Below are 21,319 nucleotides of genomic sequence, written 5' to 3' on the forward strand. Positions count from 1 at the left end.
GAATCCCTTTTTCAAAGGCTTCCCTTACTGATTTGTCTTTTTTACATGTCTAGTCGTTGTGAGACGGTAAGCGGTGGGTGACTGAGCACAAAACCGTTTGAATTGGCGTGAGAAGTATAAAGCATCGGTGAGCCCCACGGATGCTGCTACCTGTTCCACGGACAATTCGGGTCGTTCACGCAGCAGCTGTCTGGACTTTTCAATGCGCAGCTTCAGCAAGTAGGTCACCGGAGATAATCCGGTCTCTTGCTTAAATACACGGGATAGATAGGCCCGGTTATAGCCAAGAGTATCACACATTTGTTCAATGGATACTGGATGAGCATATTGGGAGGCCATGTAGTGGATCATTTGCTTCACAGTACGCTTAACCTGCGATTCAGCTCCAGGAAGACGGGAGAAGGAAGAGAGTAAATCTGCGGCTTCACCTACAATGAGATAAAGATACCCTAGTGAAGTTAGGTGTGCACTTTCTTTGTTTGCTTTGAAGGCTTGCATGATACTGGAAAGGGCACCTGGGATGACGCTATCACCCGTTGTAGTCACCACAGGTTTTTGAGGTGTAAAGCCTGTCTGCAGCACGAGGCTATCAGCCTCACTCCCAGTAAAAGCTGCCCAGCGATAGCACCAGGGCTGATCATTATCCGAAACATAACTGACCAGCTGTCCTGGATGAATAAGGAAGCAGTCACCTTTTCCCAGTGCATATTGATGATGTTCAGTACGGAAAACACCTGAGCCAGACTCTATAAAGTGAAGTAAATAATAATCGTAAATCTTAGGGCCAGCTTGATGCATAGGAATCGTCTGACTCTGACCAGCAAACAGTACATGGAGATTTTGTTTATCATAATATACGGGATTAGATCCTACGGAATAAGTATGCTCCATTTGAGACAGCCTTTCTTGTGTTATTGTCATTTTATGGCTTATAGTTTAGAGTGTATCAATTATTTGTGTAATTATTATATTATGGGAAGTCACATTTATCCATACATTACACACATGATTGCATTATCAGAGGATGACTGATTCTATTATAATGAATACATAAAGAACACTTTACTAATTCCCACTGGCTGAAGCAGCGAAAGGATGGAGTGGCATTAATGAGCACACAGGATCTTAAAAAGAAATTCATCGAAAAGTACGGGGTAAGCGAGCAAGAAGCTCAAGTATTTTATGCACCAGGCCGTGTTAATCTCATTGGAGAGCACTTGGATTATAACGGTGGATACGTGCTGCCGGCAGCTTTGGAATTCGGAACAACTTTGATTGTGCGTCCACGCAGTGACAGCAAAGTGAATTTTGCATCTACTAATTTTCCTTATGAAGCATCAATTGATTATAGTGAAATTGGCAAGGCCAAAACTGGAGAATGGATCGACTATCCGGTTGGAGTAATGGTTGAATTGGAGAAGAAAAACACTCCAGTATCTAAAGGTTACGATCTGCTGTTCCATGGTGATATTCCGAATGGCGCAGGCTTGTCCTCATCGGCTTCTCTTGAAGTCGTGACTGCTTACGCTTTCCTAACTCTCGAAGGCGGCGACACGGATACCGTTGAGATTGCACTCTTGTCTCAGCGTGCTGAGAACCAGTACGTAGGTGTAAACTCCGGAATTATGGATCAGTTCGCAGTTGCTAATGGCAAACGAGATCATGCAATCCTGTTAATGTGCGATACGCTTGAATATAATCTGGTACCTTTCATCACAGGTGCTTACAAACTGGTTATCGGCAACACGAACAAACGCAGAGGACTTGTAGATTCCAAGTACAATGAGCGTCGTCAGCAGTGTGATGAGGCCTTGTCTATTTTGCAAAAAGAAGTTCCTTCACTAGCTTATCTGGCACAGCTCAATCGTGAACAATTCGAAGCACATCAAGATAAAATCACAGATGAAATTGTTAGACGCCGCGCTCGCCATGTTGTGGAAGAGAATCAACGTGTACTAGAATCCGTTGAGGTCTTAAAGAACAATGATCTGAAGCAGTTTGGACAGTTCATGAATGACTCACATACTTCCTTGCGTGATTTGTATGAAGTTAGCTGTGAAGAGCTAGATATTATGGTTGAAGAAGCACAGCGTATTCCCGGTACACTGGGTTCCCGTATGACTGGTGCAGGTTTCGGTGGCTGTACTGTATCCTTGGTACATGAAGATGATGTAGAACGTTTTATTCGTGAAGTAGGCGAGGCATATACCACAAGATCTGGTTTGGTTGGTGAGTTCTACGTTTGCGGCATCGGTAATGGTGTCCAAGAATTGAAGGGAGTGTAATCAAATGGCAATTTTAGTAACAGGTGGAGCAGGGTATATTGGATCTCATACTGTAGCAGAGCTGTTGGATCGCGGCGAAGAAGTGGTCGTTATCGACAATCTGCTAACAGGGCATCGTGAGGCGCTACTGGGTGGCAAGCTGTACGAAGGCGATCTGCGTGATAAGGAGCTGCTTGGCAAGCTGTTCGCCGAGAATGAGATTGATGCGGTTATCCATTTTGCAGCAAGCTCTTTGGTTGGTGAAAGCATGAAGGACCCTGTGAAATATTATGACAACAACGTATACGGCACACAATGCCTTTTGGAAGCTATGCAAAAAGCTGGCGTGAACAAAATCGTATTCTCGTCTACAGCTGCAACCTACGGCGAACCGGAAAAGGTGCCGATTGAAGAAACAGACCGTACCGAGCCAGCAAATGTATATGGCGAAACTAAGCTGACTATGGAACGCATGATGGCTTGGTTTGATAAAGTACTGGGTATCAAATATGTAGCGCTTCGTTACTTTAATGCTGCAGGTGCACATGCTAGTGGCAAAATCGGTGAAGACCATCGTCCGGAAAGTCATTTGGTTCCGCTGGTATTGCAAACCGCTTTGAAGCAACGGGAGAGCATCGCCGTATTCGGAGACGACTATCCTACAGAAGACGGTACTTGTGTGCGCGACTACATTCATGTTAGCGATCTGGCTGACGCCCATGTTCGCGCAGTAACTTATCTGCGTAGCGGAAGCAGCAGTAATATTTTTAACTTGGGAAATGGACTTGGCTTCTCGGTAAAACAGGTTATTGAAACTGCGAAGAAAGTTACAGGACTAGAAATCCCTGTAGTTATTCAAGAACGCCGTGCTGGAGATCCGGCAGTACTGGTAGCTTCCTCCGATAAAGCGCGCTCTATCCTTGGATGGAACCCTCAGCATGCTGACTTAGAGAATATCATTCAAAGCGCCTGGAACTGGCATTCTGCCAATCCGCAGGGGTACGGAGAATAAGGGGCCTTTAGCATAGCTTAACTAGAGCATGAGACCCTACTTAAGGAGAATTGAAAATGCACAACGAGAATAAGGTTACGCCTGCTGGCCAGAAAGCCTTACATGCGATTGAGCAGCTAGTTCTGTTCGCACTACGTGAGCAGCTCATTGCTCCATCAGATGAAGACTATAGCCGTAATGTGCTGCTAGATCAGTTCGGATTTAGCGAGCCGTTCGTTGGCGAGGTCGATCAAAGTCCACTTACAGGTCCACAGGTTCCACTGGATGCACTGATTGATTATGGTTTTGAAATCGGATTGATTCCAGAGAATAGCGACACTTACCGTGACTTGCTGGATGCCAAGATTATGGGACTCCTAATGGCCCGTCCATCAGACGTAAATGCGGAGTTCAACCGTTTAGCTGCTGAAAAAGGTATCTCCGCGGCTACAGATCGCTTTTATAAATTAAGCATAGATTCCAACTATATCCGGATGGACCGGATTTCCAAGAATGTCTACTGGCTGCAAGATTCGCCTTACGGTGACATCGAGATGACAATCAATTTGTCCAAGCCTGAGAAGAGTCCGAAGGAAATTGCTATGGCGCGTTTGCTCCCGCCGCCGGTCTATCCAAAATGTCTGCTGTGCCGCGAGAATGTTGGGTATGCTGGTCGGGTTAATCATCCGCCGCGCCAGAACCTGCGTGTCATTCCACTTCAGCTGAATAATGAGAAATGGCTCTTTCAGTATTCGCCATATGTTTACTACAACGAGCACTGTATTGTATTCCATCATGATCATGTGCCAATGAAGCTTACCAAGGATACCTTGAAGCGGCTACTTAGCTTCGTGGAATCTTTCCCGCACTATTTTATTGGCTCGAATGCAGACTTGCCGATTGTTGGCGGATCGATTCTGACGCATGACCACTTTCAAGGTGGACGTCACACCTTCCCTATTCAGAAAGCGCCTAAGGAAGATACGTTCACGCATGCATCTTATCCGGGTGTCAGCATTAATATCGTAAAATGGCCTATGTCCGTATTACGTTTGAATGGTGAAGATCCAGCGGTATTGCTGGAGTGTGGCAATGCACTTTATGAAGCTTGGAAGGCGTATAGTGATCCTGAAGCAGAAGTGTTGGCGTTCAGCGAAGTTGATGGTGAAGTGCAGCCTCATAATACCGTTACTCCAATCGTTCGTCGGGCGGAAGATGGCAGCTTCGAGATGGATCTCGTGCTGCGTAACAACCGGACTAACGAGCAATATCCTGAAGGGATTTTCCATCCCCATCGGGAGATGCACCATATCAAGAAGGAAAATATCGGCTTGATTGAGGTTATGGGACTCGCAATTCTGCCAGGTCGTCTGAAGGAAGAGCTCGATTCTATTGCGAGCATCCTTACAGGAGATCAAGCACTATTAGAAGCGGTGAAGAATGATCCTAGTCATCCACTTGCGCAGCACGCTGCTTGGGTTCAGGAGCTTGTAGAGCGTTTCGGAACGGCATTACAGCATGAAGAAGCCGTCAAGATTGTGCAGAACGAAGTTGGCATCAAGTTTACACATATTCTTGAACACGCGGGTGTCTATAAACGGACTCCGGAAGGGCAAGCTGCTTTCCGTCGTTTCGTGAAGAGCTTCGGCGCGATCTAAAGTTTGGAAAGGGGATGTTCTTAAGCCTGTAGGCTTAAGGACATCTTTTTTTTAGGTTATATATTTGGGGTCCCCGCAAAGTACCTGAGTTTGCATCGAAGCAAAGCACCACTTTGTGGGGATATTTATGTGGCTTGAAGCTAATCCATTTGAATGCGGCAATTCAGAGGTTTATAATACGAGTGAGCAAAACATTCTGAAATAACTAATGGAGGTTTACACATATGCGTAATTTTGATTTTTATAATCCTACCAAGTTGATTTTTGGACAGGGTACGCTGGAAGCGTTGAAGACTGAGGTTCCTAAGTACGGCAAGAATGTATTGTTGATGTACGGTGGCGGTAGTATCAAGCGTAGTGGTCTGTTCGATAAGGTCATGGCTGAGCTGAGCGCAATAGATGCTGTGGTTACTGAACTCTCAGGCGTAGAGCCGAATCCACGCCTTTCCACCGTACATAAAGGTGTAGAGCTGTGTCACGAGCATAATATCGACCTCATCCTCGCTGTAGGCGGCGGTAGCGTGTTGGACTGCGCTAAAGCAGTTGCTGTTGGGGCGAAATATGAAGGTGACATGTGGGACTTTGTTGAACGTAAGGCAGCTGCTCAAGATGCTCTCCCACTCGGTACAGTGCTGACGATGGCAGCTACAGGATCAGAAATGAATAGCGGCTCTGTAATCACTAACGAAGTGACCAAGGAAAAAATGGGCTGGGGCAGTATTCATGCATTCCCTGCATTTTCGATTCTTGACCCAGAGAACACCTTCACTCTGCCACGTGATCAGACGGTCTACGGCATGGTGGATATCATGTCTCATGTTCTGGAGCACTATTTCCATACTGATGGCAACACACCGGTACAAGACGGCTTCTGTGAGACTTTGCTACGTACGGTGATCGAAACCGCACCAAAGCTTATTGAAGATTTGAATAATTACGAACTGCGTGAGACGATCATGTACTGCGGTACAATGGCGCTTAACGGTATGGTTAGCATGGGCTTTGCAGGAGATTGGGCGACTCACAACATCGAGCACGCAGTATCAGCTGTATACGACATTCCACACGGTGGAGGACTAGCCATTCTGTTCCCACAATGGATGAAATATAATATCGATACTGATCCTGCCCGTTTCCGCAAGCTTGCTGTAAACGTGTTTGGAGTTGATCCTGCGGGTAAGAACGATAAGGAAATAGGGCTGGAAGGAATTGCAGCGCTGCGTAGCTTCTGGGATTCCATTGGCGCACCGAAGACACTCGCTGATTATGATATTGATGACAGCGAGATCGGCAGTATGGCTGATAAAGCGGTCCGTTTCGGACCGTTTGGTAATTTCCGCAAGCTTGACCGTGAGGATGTAGTTGAAATTTACAAAATGGCTCTGTAAGTAGATTCGTCTACGAAAGAGACCCTTCGTCTTTAGTCTAGAAGATGTTATAGAACGTCAAAGAAGTGATTCTTCCGTAATGGATGAATCGCTTCTTTGCGTTTATACTCTACTGTGGATTTCTCCTCGACATGATCCCCGATCTCCGCTGCTGCTGACTGCATTTTTAGTACGTTTATCCTCAGAATGGAACTTTTATGGGTGAATATCCAAAGATTGTGAAACCAAGGACCTACTTTGTACGTTTAATGTAATATGACAGTCCTGATTGAAGACAGGAGGAAATAAAAATGCAAACGCTGTATTTAGGCTGCTTGGCGCTAGGCGTCATATTTGCCATAGTCAGCGTCCTGGTGGGCGATGTGATCGGAGATGCCTTGCATGGGGTCTTTGATTTCGTATCCGTAGATTTTCTGAATCCCACCGTACTGGCAGGAGGAATAACCGTGTTCGGCGGAGCGGGCATTCTTCTAACCCGGTACAGCGCTCTGGAAGCTGGGGCGATCATTGCTTTGTCTTTGTTAGCCGCCGCTTTTTTGGGAGTACTTATGTATCTAGGGGTGGTTAAGCCCATGGAAAAAAGCGAAATGTCCAATGGTTTCTCTATGAGTGATCTGCCTGGCAAGATCGGGGAAATCACAATTCCTATTCCCGCAAAGGGTTATGGTGAGATTATGGTAAAGTTTGGCGCCGGCAATAGCCTGCATACGGCAGCAAGCTTTGATCATGAGCTGCTTCCGGCAGGGATTAAAGTTGTTGTAGTGGAGGTTAGAGAAGGCGTTGCATTAGTGTCAGAATTCGAAAAGAGAAGAGGAGTGGATCTTTAATGTTCGGTATTCCTGAGTATTTGTTAGTTCCTGCTGTTGTCGTTGCTGTTTTGTTTGTGCTAGGTATCGCATTCTGGGCACGTTACAAAACGGTTGGACCCGATGAAGGGATGATCGTAACGGGGTCGTTCTTGGGTAAAAACCATATTTCAGACGATGGTTCTGGTCGTAAAATAAAGATTGTACGCGGGGGCGGGGCCTTTATACTCCCTGTCTTTCAGAAGGCTGAATTTATGTCGCTTCTTTCTCATAAACTCGATGTGACGACCCCGGAGGTATACACCGAACAAGGGGTTCCGGTTATTGCCGACGGTGTGGCGATCATTAAAGTGGGTAGCTCAACGGAAGATGTGGCGACAGCTGCTGAGCAATTTATGGGCAAACCGATTGAAGCACTGAAGAGCGAAGCACAAGAAGTTCTTGAAGGTCATCTGCGGGCCATTCTCGGTTCGATGACCGTTGAAGAAGTATATCGTAACCGTGACCGCTTTGCGCAAGAGGTTCAAGGCGTGGCGGCGCGTGATCTTAAGAAAATGGGTCTGCAAATTGTTTCCTTTACCATCAAGGATGTGCGAGACAAACATGGATATCTAGAGGCACTGGGTAAACCGCGGATAGCTGCAGTGAAGCGGGATGCAGAGATCGCTGAAGCAGAAGCAGTGCGGGATGCGAGGATTCAAAAGGCAAACGCTGAAGAGCAAGGGCAAAAAGCAGAACTGCTGCGGGATACGAATATCGCCGAAGCCTCCAAGGAAAACCAGCTTAAGGTGGCTGCGTTTAAACGGGATCAGGATACAGCGAAAGCGGAAGCCGACCAGGCTTATCATATTCAAGAGGCACGTGCAAAGCAGACCGTTGTTGAAGAACAGATGAAGGTTGAGCTGGTACGTAAGGAACGTGAAATCGATTTGCAAGCCAAAGAAATTCAAGTTCGCGAGAAGCAGTACGACGCAGAAGTGAAGAAAAAAGCGGAAGCGGATCGTTACGCAGTAGAGCAAGCGGCGGAAGCTGATAAGGCGAAGAGAATGCGTGAGGCAGATGCCTTGCAATATAGTATTGAAACGCAAGCTAAAGCGACAGCTGAGCAGAAGCGTCTTGAAGGTCAAGCGATGGCGGATGCAGAGCTGGCTAAAGGTACAGCGGATGCTGAGGTTATCCGGTTGCGCGGTCTAGCGGAAGCAGAAGCCAAAGAAAAGCTGGCGGAAGCCTTCCAGAAATTCGGCGAAGCAGCCGTGCTCGATATTATCGTCAAAATGCTGCCTGATTTGGCTGGCCAAATCGCGAAGCCGCTGGCATCCATTGATAAGCTTACGGTTGTAGATACCGGTAATGGTGAAGGTGCGGCACGTGTCAGCAACTATGTAACCCAGTTGATGTCTACGGCTCCTGAGATGCTGAAGAGCGTCTCTGGCATTGACGTAGAGGCCCTGATCAAAGGGCTGACGACTAGATCCTCAGGGTCAACTGGAAGCAAGGCTGTTCCGGTCACACCCGTGACCTCCATACAACCTCCAGCAGCATCGGGGGGAGCGAGCAAAGCTTCAACTTCTGTGGCTGAGCAACCTGAAGACTAGTTAAAGCAATAACTACTATAGAATGATTTAACTTAAGGTAAGCTCGGTGATTGCTACCGGGCTTACTCTATGTTTTGGGTCTTAGCTATAGAATAGGAGAGGTGCGCGAGCGTGCAACTAATTTTAGATCATATCCATAAAAGCTTCGATGGTAAACAGGTGATTAAAGATGCAGACTTCACCTTTGAAAGAGGAAAGATCTACGGGCTGCTTGGACGGAATGGAGCAGGTAAAACCACACTTTTCAATTGTTTGAGTGGTGAGATCCAAATGGATAGCGGAGCTGCCTTTATTGGTGAGAAGGATAGTGCCCGTCCGCTTCGTGACGAGGACATCGGATATGTATTTTCCCTACCCATTTTGCCTGAGTTTCTGACAGGTTATGAGTTCGTAAAGTTTTATATGGACATCAACCGTGAGAAGATCGATCCGAATAAAAGCATTGAAGATTATTTTTCAATTATTAAGTTTGAGGAAGAAGATCGGCACCGACTGATTAAGGGTTATTCCCACGGGATGAAGAATAAAATTCAAATGCTCTGCTTTATCATTACTCGTCCGCCTTTGATTTTATTAGATGAGCCTTTAACTTCTTTTGACGTGGTTGTGGCTCTTGAGATCAAGAAATTGCTGCGTGAGATGAAGCAGGATCACATCATTATTTTTTCTACGCATATTTTGCAATTAGCCGCCGATTTATGTGACGAGTTGGTTATTCTAAATCATGGAACCCTTCAAGAAATTCCGCGTGAGACTCTGCAAAGTCCAGAATTTGAGGAGCAAATTATAGCTTTACTTCAGGATGGCAACAATGATTAGCACACTTCGCAGCATTCAGAGGATTAGAGGTTCGTCCGGAGCCAATCGGCTGATTTACTATTTCAAAAAGCTGCCTGTTCTTGGCAAACTTTTAAAAGGGGATATTTACTCTAACATTGCACTAAAACAAGTCTTCGCTGGGATAGTACTTGCATTGAAGGTAGTGTGGGGGTTTTTAGGCAAGTTCGCCTATTTGGGAATTGTGATCTATTTGCCAATCGTCCTTACACACAAGGAATTGCCGCTCGCCGAACAATATGCAGTGTTCTTACATATTTTTATAGTTCTGAGCTTTATAGTGGCTGCGGTTTCGAATGTATTTATATTAGAGCCCAAACGGGATAAATATATATGTGTGAAGCTGATGAGAATTCCGGCGAAACAGTATATGCATGCTACGCTTTTGCTTAAAGGGCTAACGTTCTTTATATATTTTATTCCGGCATTAACCGTGTTTGCGGGGATTTTTGGGGCACCGCTGTGGCATGGCGTATGGCTTACACTACTGTTAACGGCCTGGAGAATAGTCACCGAGGCGTTGAATCTTTGGTTTTTTGACAAAAAAGAAATTGTGTTAGTTAAAAAGATGAGTTGGGTATGGTCGGTGATTGGACTAGGTGGCCTACTTGCCTATGTGCCCCTTTATCTAGGGTATGCTTTTGTAAATGATGCGACAGGATTTAGTGTCCCAGTGAGTCTTGTGATTGTTGTACTTGGAGGAATTGCAGCTGTGTATATTGGGAAATATCCTAACTATCGCAGTGCTGTAGATGTCGTTACCAAGATAGATGATCCATTGCTGGATATGAACCGGATGATGAAAGAAGCGAGGGTGGCAGATGTTCAGACCAAGGAGAAGGACTTTTCTTCGGAAGAACTTATGGGGAAAGCTTTTCAAGGAAAGACAGGTTACGCCTACCTGAATGCTATTTTTTTCTCCAGGCATAAACGCTTGTTGATTCAACCCATCCAGAGGCGTTTAACGATCATTGGCGTGCTCTTTATAGTGGCTGTCCTAATGATGCTTATTTCGCCGGAGACTTCGTCCAAGTTTACAGCATATCTGCTCGGTGGACTTCCCTTTTTTGTATTTATAATGAACTATACCTCTATAGGTGAGCGCGTATGCAAAGCGATGTTTTACAATTGTGATTTAAGCTTGTTGCGCTATGGATTCTATCGTGAGCAAGCTGCGATTCTGGACAATTTTAAGATTCGTCTTATTAAATTGAGTGGCCTTAATCTTATTCCTGCTGTCGCCATATGTTTAGCATGTACTCTGCTGTTTCTGCTTTCTGGTGCAGATTGGGGTTTGATGGATGCAGTGATCTTTTGGGTAACGATTCTTTGTCTTTCCTTGTTCTTCTCAGTGCACCATTTGTTCATGTATTATATCTTTCAACCGTACAGCACGGAGCTAAATATGAAAAATCCGTTCTTTTTTATCGTCAACAGCATTGTATTGGGACTAAGCGTCGCTTGTATCGGATTTCCAAAAGCATCGTCACTATTTACGCTAGTTGTTCTTGCGGGAACGATTGCTTATATGGTTATTGCCGTGACGTTGGTATACAAGTTCTCCAGCCGAACCTTCCGGGTAAAATAGAACGCGAGTGTTCTTCTAATATCGGAATGTTGATGATATGATGGTAGCGAGAGTTTTTTAATCGTACCGTTTCATGTTGCGTTTGCTGCTTGGAAGTCAGGTGTTTAGAAATAAAAGAGGTGTCAAAAATGAGTAGCATAACTGTAGCAAAGGTGTTAAATAACAACGTTATCATTGCGGACCATCCCCAATATTCCGAGGTTGTAGTGATTGGCAAAGGAATAGGGTTTAACCGAAAATTGCATGATCGGATTGATCTATCCTCCGTGGAGAAGATGTTTATTCTTCGCAGCCAGGAAGAGCAGGAACAATATAAACAGCTTCTTCCCCAAGTGGATGAGAAGTTGATTGAGATTGTACATGAAATTTTGTTATATATTATGCATAGCAGTAGTCAACCACTTAATGAGCATGTTCATATTGCACTCACTGATCATATTTCATTTGCTATCCGGCGTTATGAACAAGATATCCCAATTCATAATCCGTTTTTGTATGAGACTAAGGAAATTTATCCTGAAGAGTATAAGATGGCAGAGTATGCGATTGAGCGGATTAATGAAGGCATGGGCGTGGAATTGCCTGTAGATGAGGTGGGTTTTGTTGCACTTCATATCGTTAGCGCGCTGAGTAATAGACAAATTTCCGAGGTTAGACAGCATTCTCTTTTGATTGGTGATTTGATCGGAATTGTAGAGAATAATCTCGAATATCGAATTCCACGTGATTCACTTGATTATTCGCGGTTGGTGACTCATCTACGATTTGTTCTAGAAAGACTGCGCCGTGGAGAATCAGTACGGGAGACTTCTACGCTGGATGGTCTTATGAAACGAGAGTATCCCGAAATGTATACCTTGGCTTGGCAATTAACTAAGGTGATAGAGAACCGAGTGCGAATTCCTGTGTATCCAGCAGAGGTCAGTTATTTGACGGTTCATTTGCAACGTCTTGCCCAGAAGAAAGAGGATGAAGTGGATATGGAGACGAAGCGAGAAATATAAGGATAATGTATAAAGTGAAACTTATACTTTCTTATATTTAAAAAAAAGCTTGTCACTACAAAAAAACGGTGCTACAATATCGGTGTCCTAATTAAAACAGAATACCAAGCGTGTAACTGATTCGATCAGGCATGAGTGATTTACAGTATTTTGGTTGCTAGTCCCCATCTTGGGGTAATCTAACCTTAGCGTTAGATAACAACCTTTATACTGTGTTGCTCATGCCTTTTTTGGCATCTGTTTTACTGAAAATGTGAATAATGAAAGGAAGTGACCATGATGTTCAAAAAGCTTTTCGGCGTTTTACAAAGAGTCGGTAAAGCGCTGATGCTTCCGGTAGCCATACTGCCAGCAGCCGGTCTGCTCCTTGGAATAGGAAACATGCTGGTAAACCCCGATTTTCTACAATACGTTCCGGCACTTGAGAACGATGTAGTTCAGGCAATTGCGAACGTATTGATGAACTCAGGGCAAATTGTATTTGATAATCTATCCTTACTATTTGCCGTGGGTGTTGCCATCGGTTTATCCGGTGGTGAGGGTGTTGCTGGTCTAGCCGCTATTATTGGTTTCCTCGTAATGAATGTTACGATGGGTACTGTAATTGGCGTCAATGATTATGTCCTGAGCCAAGGCGACTTTTCCTATGCTAGCGTCTTAGGAATTCCAACACTGCAAACGGGGGTATTTGGAGGTATACTCGTCGGTATATTGGCATCGTCCATGTACAAACGATTCTTCAAAATCGAACTTCCATCCTACCTGGGTTTCTTCGCAGGTAAACGTTTCGTTCCGATCATGACTGCGGTAACGTCTTTGATTCTTGGTCTGGCATTGACCTTAGTTTGGCCGCCAATTCAACACGGTCTGAACTATGTATCACAAAGTATGATTGATACGAATAAAACGCTCGCAGCGTTTATCTTCGGAACAATCGAACGTTCGCTCATTCCTTTTGGCCTGCATCACATCTTCTATTCTCCGTTCTGGTATGAATTTGGTACCTACGTAGATAAAGCTGGGGAATTGGTTCGTGGTGACCAACGGATCTTCATGCAGCAGCTTCGTGATGGCGTAGAATTCACAGCAGGAACATTTACAACAGGTAAGTATCCTTTCATGATGTTCGGTCTTCCAGCAGCTGCTTTGGCCATTTATCATGAAGCTAAACCTCATAATAAAAAACTTGTCGGAGGTTTGATGCTTTCCGCAGCATTGACTTCATTCCTGACAGGGATTACTGAGCCGCTTGAATTCTCATTCTTGTTCGTAGCTCCATTGCTGTTCGCAGTACATGCTGTTTTTGCAGGTTTGTCCTTTATGACCATGCATATTCTTAATGTCAAGATTGGTATGACCTTCTCTGGAGGTTTTATTGATTACGTGCTCTTTGGTATTATCCCGAACCGTACGGCTTGGTGGCTCGTAATTCCAGTAGGTCTTGCCCTTGCCGTAATTTACTACTTCGGATTCCGCTTTGTTATTCGGAAGTTCAATCTGATGACACCGGGTCGTGAAGAGGATACGGGTGAGGATGAAGATACTAACACAGAAGCCGTTTCTAAAACGGGTGATGATTTACCACGAAACATCTTGTCTGCGTTGGGTGGTAAAGAGAACATCGCTCATCTGGATGCTTGTATTACCCGCCTTCGTGTGGAGGTTAAAGATAAATCAGGTGTGGATAAGACTCGTCTGAAGAAGTTAGGTGCATCAGGTGTGCTTGAGGTGGGTAATAACATTCAAGCGATCTTCGGCACACGTTCCGATACCATTAAATCTCAGATTCAAGATGTAATTAGCGGGAAGACACCTGCACCAACGCCGGTAGCGGCTACGCCACAGCCTGAAGAAGAACAGCAGGCAGGTGAAGCTGGTGAAGCGATTATCAAAGAAGATATCGTCTCTCCGGTAAATGGTGAACTAGTGGATATCACTGAGGTTCCTGATGCAGTATTCTCCCAAAAAATGACGGGTGATGGTTTTGCTTTCTTATCCGATGATGGAAAGATTGCTTCACCGGTCTACGGTAAAGTGTTTAATGTGTTCCCGAGCAAGCATGCGATCGGCATTATGTCCGATGGAGGTAAGGAAGTGCTCGTTCATATAGGGGTTAATACAGTTAAGCTTAAAGGTCAAGGCTTTACAGTTCTAGTCGAAGAGGGCGACCTTGTAGCTGCTGGACAGCCGATCATGGAAGTGGATTTAGAATATGTAAAAGCACATGCACCATCAGTAATGTCACCTGTTATTTTCTCCAATTTACCAGAAGGCTCTTCCGTAACCTTGAAGAAGCCAGGTAAGGTATCTATTGGTGATAAGGATATTATTACCATTCAGTAAAAGTGCAAGGGTGGACGCTTCCTTTAAACATTAAAGGGAGCGAAGCCTTCACTATAAATTTAAAAATATTCTATTAAAAGAAAGCGAGTTGGATAATATTATGCAAACAACATTCAGAATTATCGATGAAGATGGAATTCACGCACGTCCGGCAACTGCCTTGGTAAATACAGCTACGAAATTCAAAGGTACAGAAGCTTATGCAGAAGCAAAAGGCAAAAAAGTTACATTGAAATCTATCCTTGGCGTATTGTCATTGGGTCTAGAAGCTGGAGACACTTTGTCTCTGATTACTGAAGGTAGCGAAGAAGCTGAAGCTCTGAGCGCACTTTCTGATGTAATGATTAAAGAAGGGCTAGGGGAAATCCATGAATAAAATTTCAGGAATCGCGGCTTCAGCAGGGATTGCAGTAGCCCGTGCTTTTATCCTGAAACATCCGGATTATACAATTACAAAAACTAGTATCAGTGATCCTGAAGCAGAAGTAGCCAAGTTGAATGACGCACTTGCTAAATCAAGTGCTGAACTGCAGACTATTAAAGAGCGTACTTTAGCAGAACTAGGAGAGAAGAAAGCAGAGATTTTTGCATCCCATCTGCTGATTCTTGAGGACCCTGAGCTGATTAATCCCGTAATTGATAAAATTCGTCAGGAATCGGTTAACGCGGACTATGCACTAAACGAAGTAGCTACACAATTCATTGAAATGTTCGAAAACATGAAGAGTGCTTACTTACAAGAACGTGCAGCTGACATGCGTGATGTGACCAAACGCCTGCTGAACCACTTGCTGGGTATTCATTATGTTAGTCCTGCAGAAATCAATGAAGAGGTTATTGTTATCGCTGAGGATTTAACACCTTCTGACACAGCACAGCTAAATCGCAAGTATGTTAAAGGCTTCACAACAAACATTGGTGGACGTACGTCCCACTCCGCGATTATGGCACGTTCTTTGGAAATTCCAGCGGTAGTTGGAACTAAGAATGTCATGACAGAAGTGAATTCTGGGGATCTAGTGATTGTCGATGGTCTGAACGGTGACGTTCTTATTAATCCTAGTGAAGCAGAAGTGGCAGAGTACGTTCGCAAGCAGGAAGCTTACGACTTGCAAATTGCAGAGTGGAAGAAACTTCGTGATAAACCAACGATTTCTGCAGACGGTAAGCACGTGGAGCTGGCGGCTAATATCGGTACACCAAACGATGTCAATGGTGTAATTGAGAATGGTGGCGAAGGTGTAGGCTTGTATCGTACTGAGTTTCTATACATGGGCCGCGATAAGCTGCCTTCTGAGGAAATTCAATATAACGCCTATCGTACTGTGCTTGAGAATATGAAAGGCAAACCGGTAGTCGTACGTACACTTGATATCGGTGGCGACAAAGAACTTCCGTATCTGGATCTTCCAAAGGAAATGAATCCTTTCTTAGGATTCCGTGCGATTCGTCTTTGTCTGGATCGTCAGGATATTTTCCGTACGCAACTGCGTGCTTTACTGAGAGCAAGTGTTCATGGGGATCTTCGCATTATGTTCCCTATGATCGCAACACTTGGTGAATTCCGTGCAGCCCGTGATCTTCTGCTTGAAGAGAAAGCTAAGCTTCGTGAAGAAGGCAAGGAAGTATCTGACAACATTCAGCTCGGCATTATGGTTGAGATTCCTTCCACTGCTGTACTGGCTGACCAGTTCGCAAAGGAAGTTGATTTCTTCAGTATTGGTACGAATGACCTTATTCAATATACAATGGCTGCTGACCGTATGAATGAACGGGTGTCTTACCTGTATCAGCCATACAATCCGGCCATCCTGCGTCTGGTCAAGAATGTAATTGATGCAGCGCATGCAGAAGGTAAATGGACAGGAATGTGCGGTGAGATGGCTGGGGACGCAACAGCGATTCCACTCTTACTAGGTCTTGGCCTTGATGAATTCAGTATGAGTGCAACGTCAATTCTGCCAGCACGTAGTCAAATTTCTAAATTGTCGGCTGCCGACATGAAGGAACTGGCTGCAAAAGCATTGCAACTTGGCACTGCTGAAGAAGTAGCTGCACTTGTTCAAAGCATCACTAACTAACTATTTCCATATGCATTACTCCGTTAAACGTTTTATAACGTTCCAACTACTATTACCGACTTCCGATGTTTGGAGGTCGGTTTTTTTGTGTGTATATCGATAATTTTATTTCTTACGTTGGCTTAAGTTCATACGTGAGCATTATACTCAATTTAGAATAATTAAATTCACTTTTTATTTGCTTTATTGCACAGATGTCTATGCCGATAGTAATAGTGATGAGTATAAAGTCGGTAAGGAACCCAAACCTGTAAATATGTCTTACATATAATAATAGTATGAATCCATAGAAAGTTTATACTCCTTTACCGACTTGCAGAGCTGTGCAAGTATTAATATGATCTAAATTGGAAATATTTGGACTTATAAGCATCCCTATAAGTTAGCCAGGGAGCCATAGGATGGTGTTAACTCATGAGTAAAAATGTTATAAATACAGAATTAATGTTAGAGGTCTATGAAGGTAAAGACCTGGGCTTGACGTACTCGGTGGAGTACAGTGTATTTAAAGTTTGGGCACCTACTGCTTTTGCTGTATCTCTAGTTATGTACGAAACAGATGGAAATCAACGTAACATTGGATTTGATCCGAGCTCTACAGATAGTGGGCGTATTATATATATGCAGCGTCAGAACGGCGGAGTCTGGCAGACTAAGTTATCAGGTGATTTAAAAGGGAAATATTATATGTACCGTGCTGTATTTGCTGATGGAAATGTGACGGAAGCAGTAGATCCTTATGCAACAGCCGTATCGGCAAATGGTTTAAGAACAGCAATCGTTGATTTGCGCAGGACCCATCCTGAGCATTGGGAGAAGGACGTTGCTCCTCCATTGCAGCATCCTGCAGACGCGGTTATTTATGAGCTGCATGTGCGTGACTTCTCCTCACATGAGAGCTCTGGCATGTACTATAAGGGCAAATTCAAAGCATTTACCGAATTTGGCTTAAGAGATCCAGAAGGAAATGCAATAGGTATTGATCATCTTGTTGAATTGGGTATCACCCATGTACATCTGATGCCCGTGTTTGATTTCCAGACCGTAGATGAGTTAAGTGTAATAAAGCGTGGTTCGTCCATTGAACATACCGACTACAATTGGGGATATGATCCTCAACATTATAATGTACCGGAAGGATCATATAGCACTGATCCTACCGATCCAGGTCTACGAATCCGGGAATTTAAAGAAATGGTTCAGGCTTTGCATAGTCGTGGGATTTCAGTGATTATGGATGTGGTTTACAACCATACGTACGCTGTGGAGAAGGGCCCCTTCGAGCCGCTTGTACCAGATTACTTCTATCGCCGTGACTACTTGGGACGTTTATCTAATGGCTCGGGAGTAGGTAACGAGCTGGCTACAGAGCGTCCGATGGTACGCAAATATATTAAGGATTCGTTGTCCTACTGGGCTACGGAGTATCATATTGATGGCTTCAGATTTGATCTTATGGGTCTGATGGATAGTGTGACCATGCGTGAAATAACGGAAGAGCTTCGACTTGAGGTGAATCCTAATCTGCTGTTATATGGCGAACCTTGGACAGGTGGAGATTCTCCACTGGCAACAAAGACTCTAAAAGGTGTGCAGCGGGGGAAAGGATATGCTGTCTTCAATGATAACTTTCGTTCCGCGATCAAAGGTGATAGTGATGGATGGGGACGGGGCTTCATTACAGGGGAATACGGCAAAGAAGGGGCTATTGCAGCCGGAACCAAAGGAGCCATCCACGAATTTACAGACTCCCCAGTGGAATCGGTGAACTATGTAACGGCCCATGACAATTTGAATTTATGGGATAAGGTGCTTACCGTTCAAGGGGGATTTCAGGATGCCGTTTCACGGGCTAATCCTTACGTGAATGTAGATCTGGAGAATATTCTCAGCAATGAGACCGTGCGCCGATCCCTACTTGCAAATGGAATCATCCTGACCTCGCAAGGGATTCCATTCCTGCATGCCGGTGATGAGCTCCTGCGCAGTAAATTTGGAGATCATAATAGCTATCGTAGCGGTGATACGATTAACGCGATCCGCTGGAACATGAAGAGTATGTTTAAGCCTGTATTTCAATATTATAAAGGGTTGATCGAACTGCGGCGTACACATCCGGCATTTCGTCTACATGGTCGGCAAGAAATTGAGCGTTCGCTGGAATTTCTGCGCTGTGATGGGGGGATCGTGTCGTACCTGCTTAGAAATCATGCAGGAGGCGACCTCTGGAACAATATAACAGTCATCTTTAATGCCAATAATGATCGAGTAAAGCTATCTCTTCCTGAAGCTAATAACGGTTGGAACGTGGTAGTGGATCATACCCGAGCGGGGACAGAAGCATTCCGAAAGGTTGCAGGTAGCGAGGTGGAAATTGAAGGCTTGTCGATGATGGTGCTCTATGATGAATGTGGTGAGCCAGCACCGCGGTCCAAAATTATCGAAGTACACTATGAACGGCCAGATGGGAAATATCAAGGCTGGAATCTTTGGGTTTGGGATACAGGAATTCAGGATGGACAATGCGACTTTCGGTATATGGAGGATGGGCGTGCAGTTGCACGAATTGAGGTGTTGCCAGATACCGATTCTATCGGGTATATATTACGACTTAATGACTGGGAAGAGAAAGATGGGGATGGCGATCGCTTCATTGATTGTTCCAAGGATGACGAGCTGATCAAGGTCATGGTTATAGATCGTGATCAAGAGAATGATGGGATCTCAGATGATCATTTGCAGTTAACCAGTTAAAAAATAAAAAAGAGCTGCTTCAGGGTTAGTTGTACCCCGGAACAGCTCTTTTTGTTGATCTTATGGTTTTCCGATGATCTGGTTGGATAAACCTACATCTAAAAGCTCGTAGTAGAGATTAGCTTCATTCCCTCCATGGTCTTTGGAAAGGTACATCGCTAGATCTGCGGCACGCAGAAGTTCATTAATACTGCCTCCATGCTCAGGAAATAGGGCTACACCAATACTTGCGGAGGTGTGGAAGCTAGATCCATTGTCAATAGACCAAGATTTGTTGAATAACTTAAGCAACCGTTGTAGCATTTCATCTAACATTTCTGGAGAGGTAAATCGGTGCAGTACCACCGCGAATTCATCACCGCCAATCCGGAACGCCTGGCCTACACCTTTAACCGTTTGCAAAAGCTCTCGAGAGAGCAGTTGGAGAAATTCGTCTCCAGCCAGATGTCCTAAGGTATCGTTTAACTGCTTGAATCTGTCACAATCCAGCAATGCGAGTGCAATATTCTTTCTTCGTTCCTCGGGTTGGTTGATGAGATTCTCCATGTACATTTTGAAATGAGCACGGTTGGGAATCGCGGTTAAATGATCATAGAAGGCTAGCTTATGTAATCGTTCTTCGTATTGCTTCCGTTGTGTAATTTCACGGGAAACTAACATAAATTGTGCTGGGAAATTATTGCTTCCCCGAACAGGCGACACCTTCGTTTCCAGCCATACCCATTGCCCTTCAGCTCCACGCATTCGTAGCTCTGAGATACGAGGGGTTCCTTGAACGACACTCTTTAGTTTAGCCCAAGCAATTTCCGGTTCACGAATGTAGTTGGAGAGTGGGTCACCCTTTTTAGGAACATAGCCGAGAATACTTGAATGTGAAGGGGAGCTATATAGTATCAACCCGTTAGGATCAGTCAAAATAATAAAGTCAGACATGGTTTCACCGATTAGCTGATAGAGTGTTTGTTCCTCCAGCATTTCATTTTTGAGCCAAATGATTTTGCGACCCAGATAAATAATAACTAGAAGCAGAATAAAGAAGACCAATGAGTATAGCGCAAAGAGTGCACTCTTTTTATCTTGGAACCCATCTGTTACTTGTAAAGCGTAGGTGTCTATCAGGTCTTCTGATTGATCTAGATGAGTTCTGACTTCATTTAACTGCATGTTCAGACTTACAGCATGATATGAAGCAGGGTCCCATCCGATTTGCATCCGTTCAGCTATCAATTTACTCCCTGTACTCTTCCATAGGACTAGGGATGTTTCGAAGGCATGGAGCTCGTTCTCTAATTCAGTAAGTATATTTGCCTGTTTCAAATCACTGTAGGGTTTGTTGATAGATTTGATGTCTGTACTTGCTAGGCCTACCCGTTCTTGTGCTTGTTGATTATTGTCCTTAAATTCCTGAATGAACTGATCACGTTCAGCGTCAGTGAGGTTCGAGCTCATGGAGGAGTGGAGAGCGATTGCGGCTTGATGCAGATCACGATCAGCGCTCAGTATGAGCTCGGAGTTCTCAAATACATCTTCATATAAAGAATCTGACATTCTGTTAATGGTGTGATTTAGATAGAGTAAAGAAGCTACACTAATTCCAACCAGTAGAATGGAGATCGCAGCGAAAATAAAGATTAGTTTGCGTGTTACTTTGATATCGAAAAATCCAGCCACGGTCATCTTCTCCCCGCATAAGATGTTTAACAAATCTTATTGCTGCTAACCTATAACCTGCGGAACTTCCATTTGTGGCAGGCGTGTTTTATTTTCAGGCAAAGATGTTGAGAGTGATTATGTAAAAAAAGAGGTGTTGTAACATAGTGGGAAATGAGGCATGGGAAAGATAAATTGTGTGTGGATCGCAGTTTGTAGTACAACAAGTATATAGGACGTCCTACTTATAGAGCAATCGCTTCCTCAAATAAATATCAATAATAAAAAATTTAAATGATTATGGTATGGGCCTATTGCCTTATCTATATTCAAATCCATAAATCCTATTACCCAACGCCT

15 protein-coding genes are annotated in these 21,319 nt (G+C 44.3%); 13 read left to right on the plus strand and 2 right to left on the minus strand.

Annotation, left to right across the window (positions count from 1 at the left end; all coding sequences use genetic code 11):
• Nucleotides 1–24: 24 nt before the first annotated feature.
• A complete protein-coding gene (locus PAENI_RS14675) occupies nt 25–921 on the minus strand; it encodes an AraC family transcriptional regulator (protein WP_262495615.1) in 897 nt (298 codons plus the stop codon).
• Nucleotides 922–1,109: 188 nt separating this feature from the next.
• Here PAENI_RS14675 and PAENI_RS14680 point away from each other — a divergent pair, with 188 nt between their 5' ends.
• From PAENI_RS14680 to pulA, 13 genes are all read left to right on the plus strand, one after another.
• The gene (locus PAENI_RS14680; RefSeq protein ID WP_149645814.1) at nt 1,110–2,285 is read left to right on the plus strand and encodes a galactokinase; all 1,176 of its coding nucleotides are present in this window, start codon (nt 1,110–1,112) and stop codon (nt 2,283–2,285) included.
• A gap of 4 nt (nt 2,286–2,289) precedes the next feature.
• Nucleotides 2,290–3,276, plus strand: a complete 987-nt coding sequence (galE, locus tag PAENI_RS14685) for a UDP-glucose 4-epimerase GalE (RefSeq protein ID WP_042186143.1) — start codon at nt 2,290–2,292, stop codon at nt 3,274–3,276.
• A gap of 56 nt (nt 3,277–3,332) precedes the next feature.
• Nucleotides 3,333–4,913, plus strand: coding sequence for a UDP-glucose--hexose-1-phosphate uridylyltransferase (locus PAENI_RS14690; protein WP_149645815.1), 1,581 nt, complete (start codon nt 3,333–3,335; stop codon nt 4,911–4,913).
• 224 nt (nt 4,914–5,137) lie between these two features.
• The gene (locus PAENI_RS14695; RefSeq protein ID WP_149645816.1) at nt 5,138–6,301 is read left to right on the plus strand and encodes an iron-containing alcohol dehydrogenase; all 1,164 of its coding nucleotides are present in this window, start codon (nt 5,138–5,140) and stop codon (nt 6,299–6,301) included.
• A gap of 290 nt (nt 6,302–6,591) precedes the next feature.
• On the plus strand, nt 6,592–7,128 hold the full coding sequence (locus tag PAENI_RS14700) for an NfeD family membrane protein (RefSeq protein ID WP_149645817.1): 537 nt from the start codon (nt 6,592–6,594) through the stop codon (nt 7,126–7,128).
• Complete coding sequence (gene floT / locus PAENI_RS14705; RefSeq protein WP_316502822.1) at nt 7,128–8,702, plus strand: flotillin lipid rafts scaffold protein FloT; 1,575 nt, start codon at nt 7,128–7,130, stop codon at nt 8,700–8,702. The genes PAENI_RS14700 and floT overlap by 1 nt, the downstream gene beginning before the upstream one ends.
• Before the next feature lie 111 nt (nt 8,703–8,813).
• A complete protein-coding gene (locus tag PAENI_RS14710; RefSeq protein ID WP_149645818.1) occupies nt 8,814–9,521 on the plus strand; it encodes an ABC transporter ATP-binding protein in 708 nt (235 codons plus the stop codon).
• Nucleotides 9,505–11,127, plus strand: coding sequence for a hypothetical protein (locus tag PAENI_RS14715; RefSeq protein WP_223178954.1), 1,623 nt, complete (start codon nt 9,505–9,507; stop codon nt 11,125–11,127). The genes PAENI_RS14710 and PAENI_RS14715 overlap by 17 nt, the downstream gene beginning before the upstream one ends.
• A 128-nt stretch (nt 11,128–11,255) precedes the next feature.
• Nucleotides 11,256–12,131, plus strand: a complete 876-nt coding sequence (gene glcT / locus PAENI_RS14720) for a glucose PTS transporter transcription antiterminator GlcT (protein WP_149645820.1) — start codon at nt 11,256–11,258, stop codon at nt 12,129–12,131.
• A 279-nt stretch (nt 12,132–12,410) separates the two neighbouring features.
• Complete coding sequence (gene ptsG / locus PAENI_RS14725) at nt 12,411–14,474, plus strand: glucose-specific PTS transporter subunit IIBC (protein WP_149645941.1); 2,064 nt, start codon at nt 12,411–12,413, stop codon at nt 14,472–14,474.
• Nucleotides 14,475–14,574: 100 nt separating this feature from the next.
• Nucleotides 14,575–14,850, plus strand: a complete 276-nt coding sequence (locus PAENI_RS14730; RefSeq protein ID WP_042131974.1) for an HPr family phosphocarrier protein — start codon at nt 14,575–14,577, stop codon at nt 14,848–14,850.
• Nucleotides 14,843–16,555: a phosphoenolpyruvate--protein phosphotransferase gene (gene ptsP / locus PAENI_RS14735; protein WP_149645821.1), complete on the plus strand. Its 1,713-nt coding sequence runs from the start codon at nt 14,843–14,845 to the stop codon at nt 16,553–16,555. The genes PAENI_RS14730 and ptsP overlap by 8 nt, the downstream gene beginning before the upstream one ends.
• A 414-nt stretch (nt 16,556–16,969) precedes the next feature.
• On the plus strand, nt 16,970–19,309 hold the full coding sequence (gene pulA, locus PAENI_RS14740; RefSeq protein ID WP_149645822.1) for a type I pullulanase: 2,340 nt from the start codon (nt 16,970–16,972) through the stop codon (nt 19,307–19,309).
• A 60-nt stretch (nt 19,310–19,369) separates the two neighbouring features.
• Here pulA and PAENI_RS14745 read toward each other — a convergent pair whose 3' ends face one another.
• Entirely contained in the window at nt 19,370–20,980 is a 1,611-nt protein-coding gene (locus tag PAENI_RS14745) for a diguanylate cyclase domain-containing protein (RefSeq protein WP_188114577.1), read from the minus strand.
• Between the last annotated feature and the right edge of the window lie 339 nt (nt 20,981–21,319).

Origin of the sequence: Paenibacillus sp. B2(2019), assembly GCF_008370385.1 — a bacterium.
Lineage (GTDB): Bacteria > Bacillota > Bacilli > Paenibacillales > Paenibacillaceae > Paenibacillus_AQ.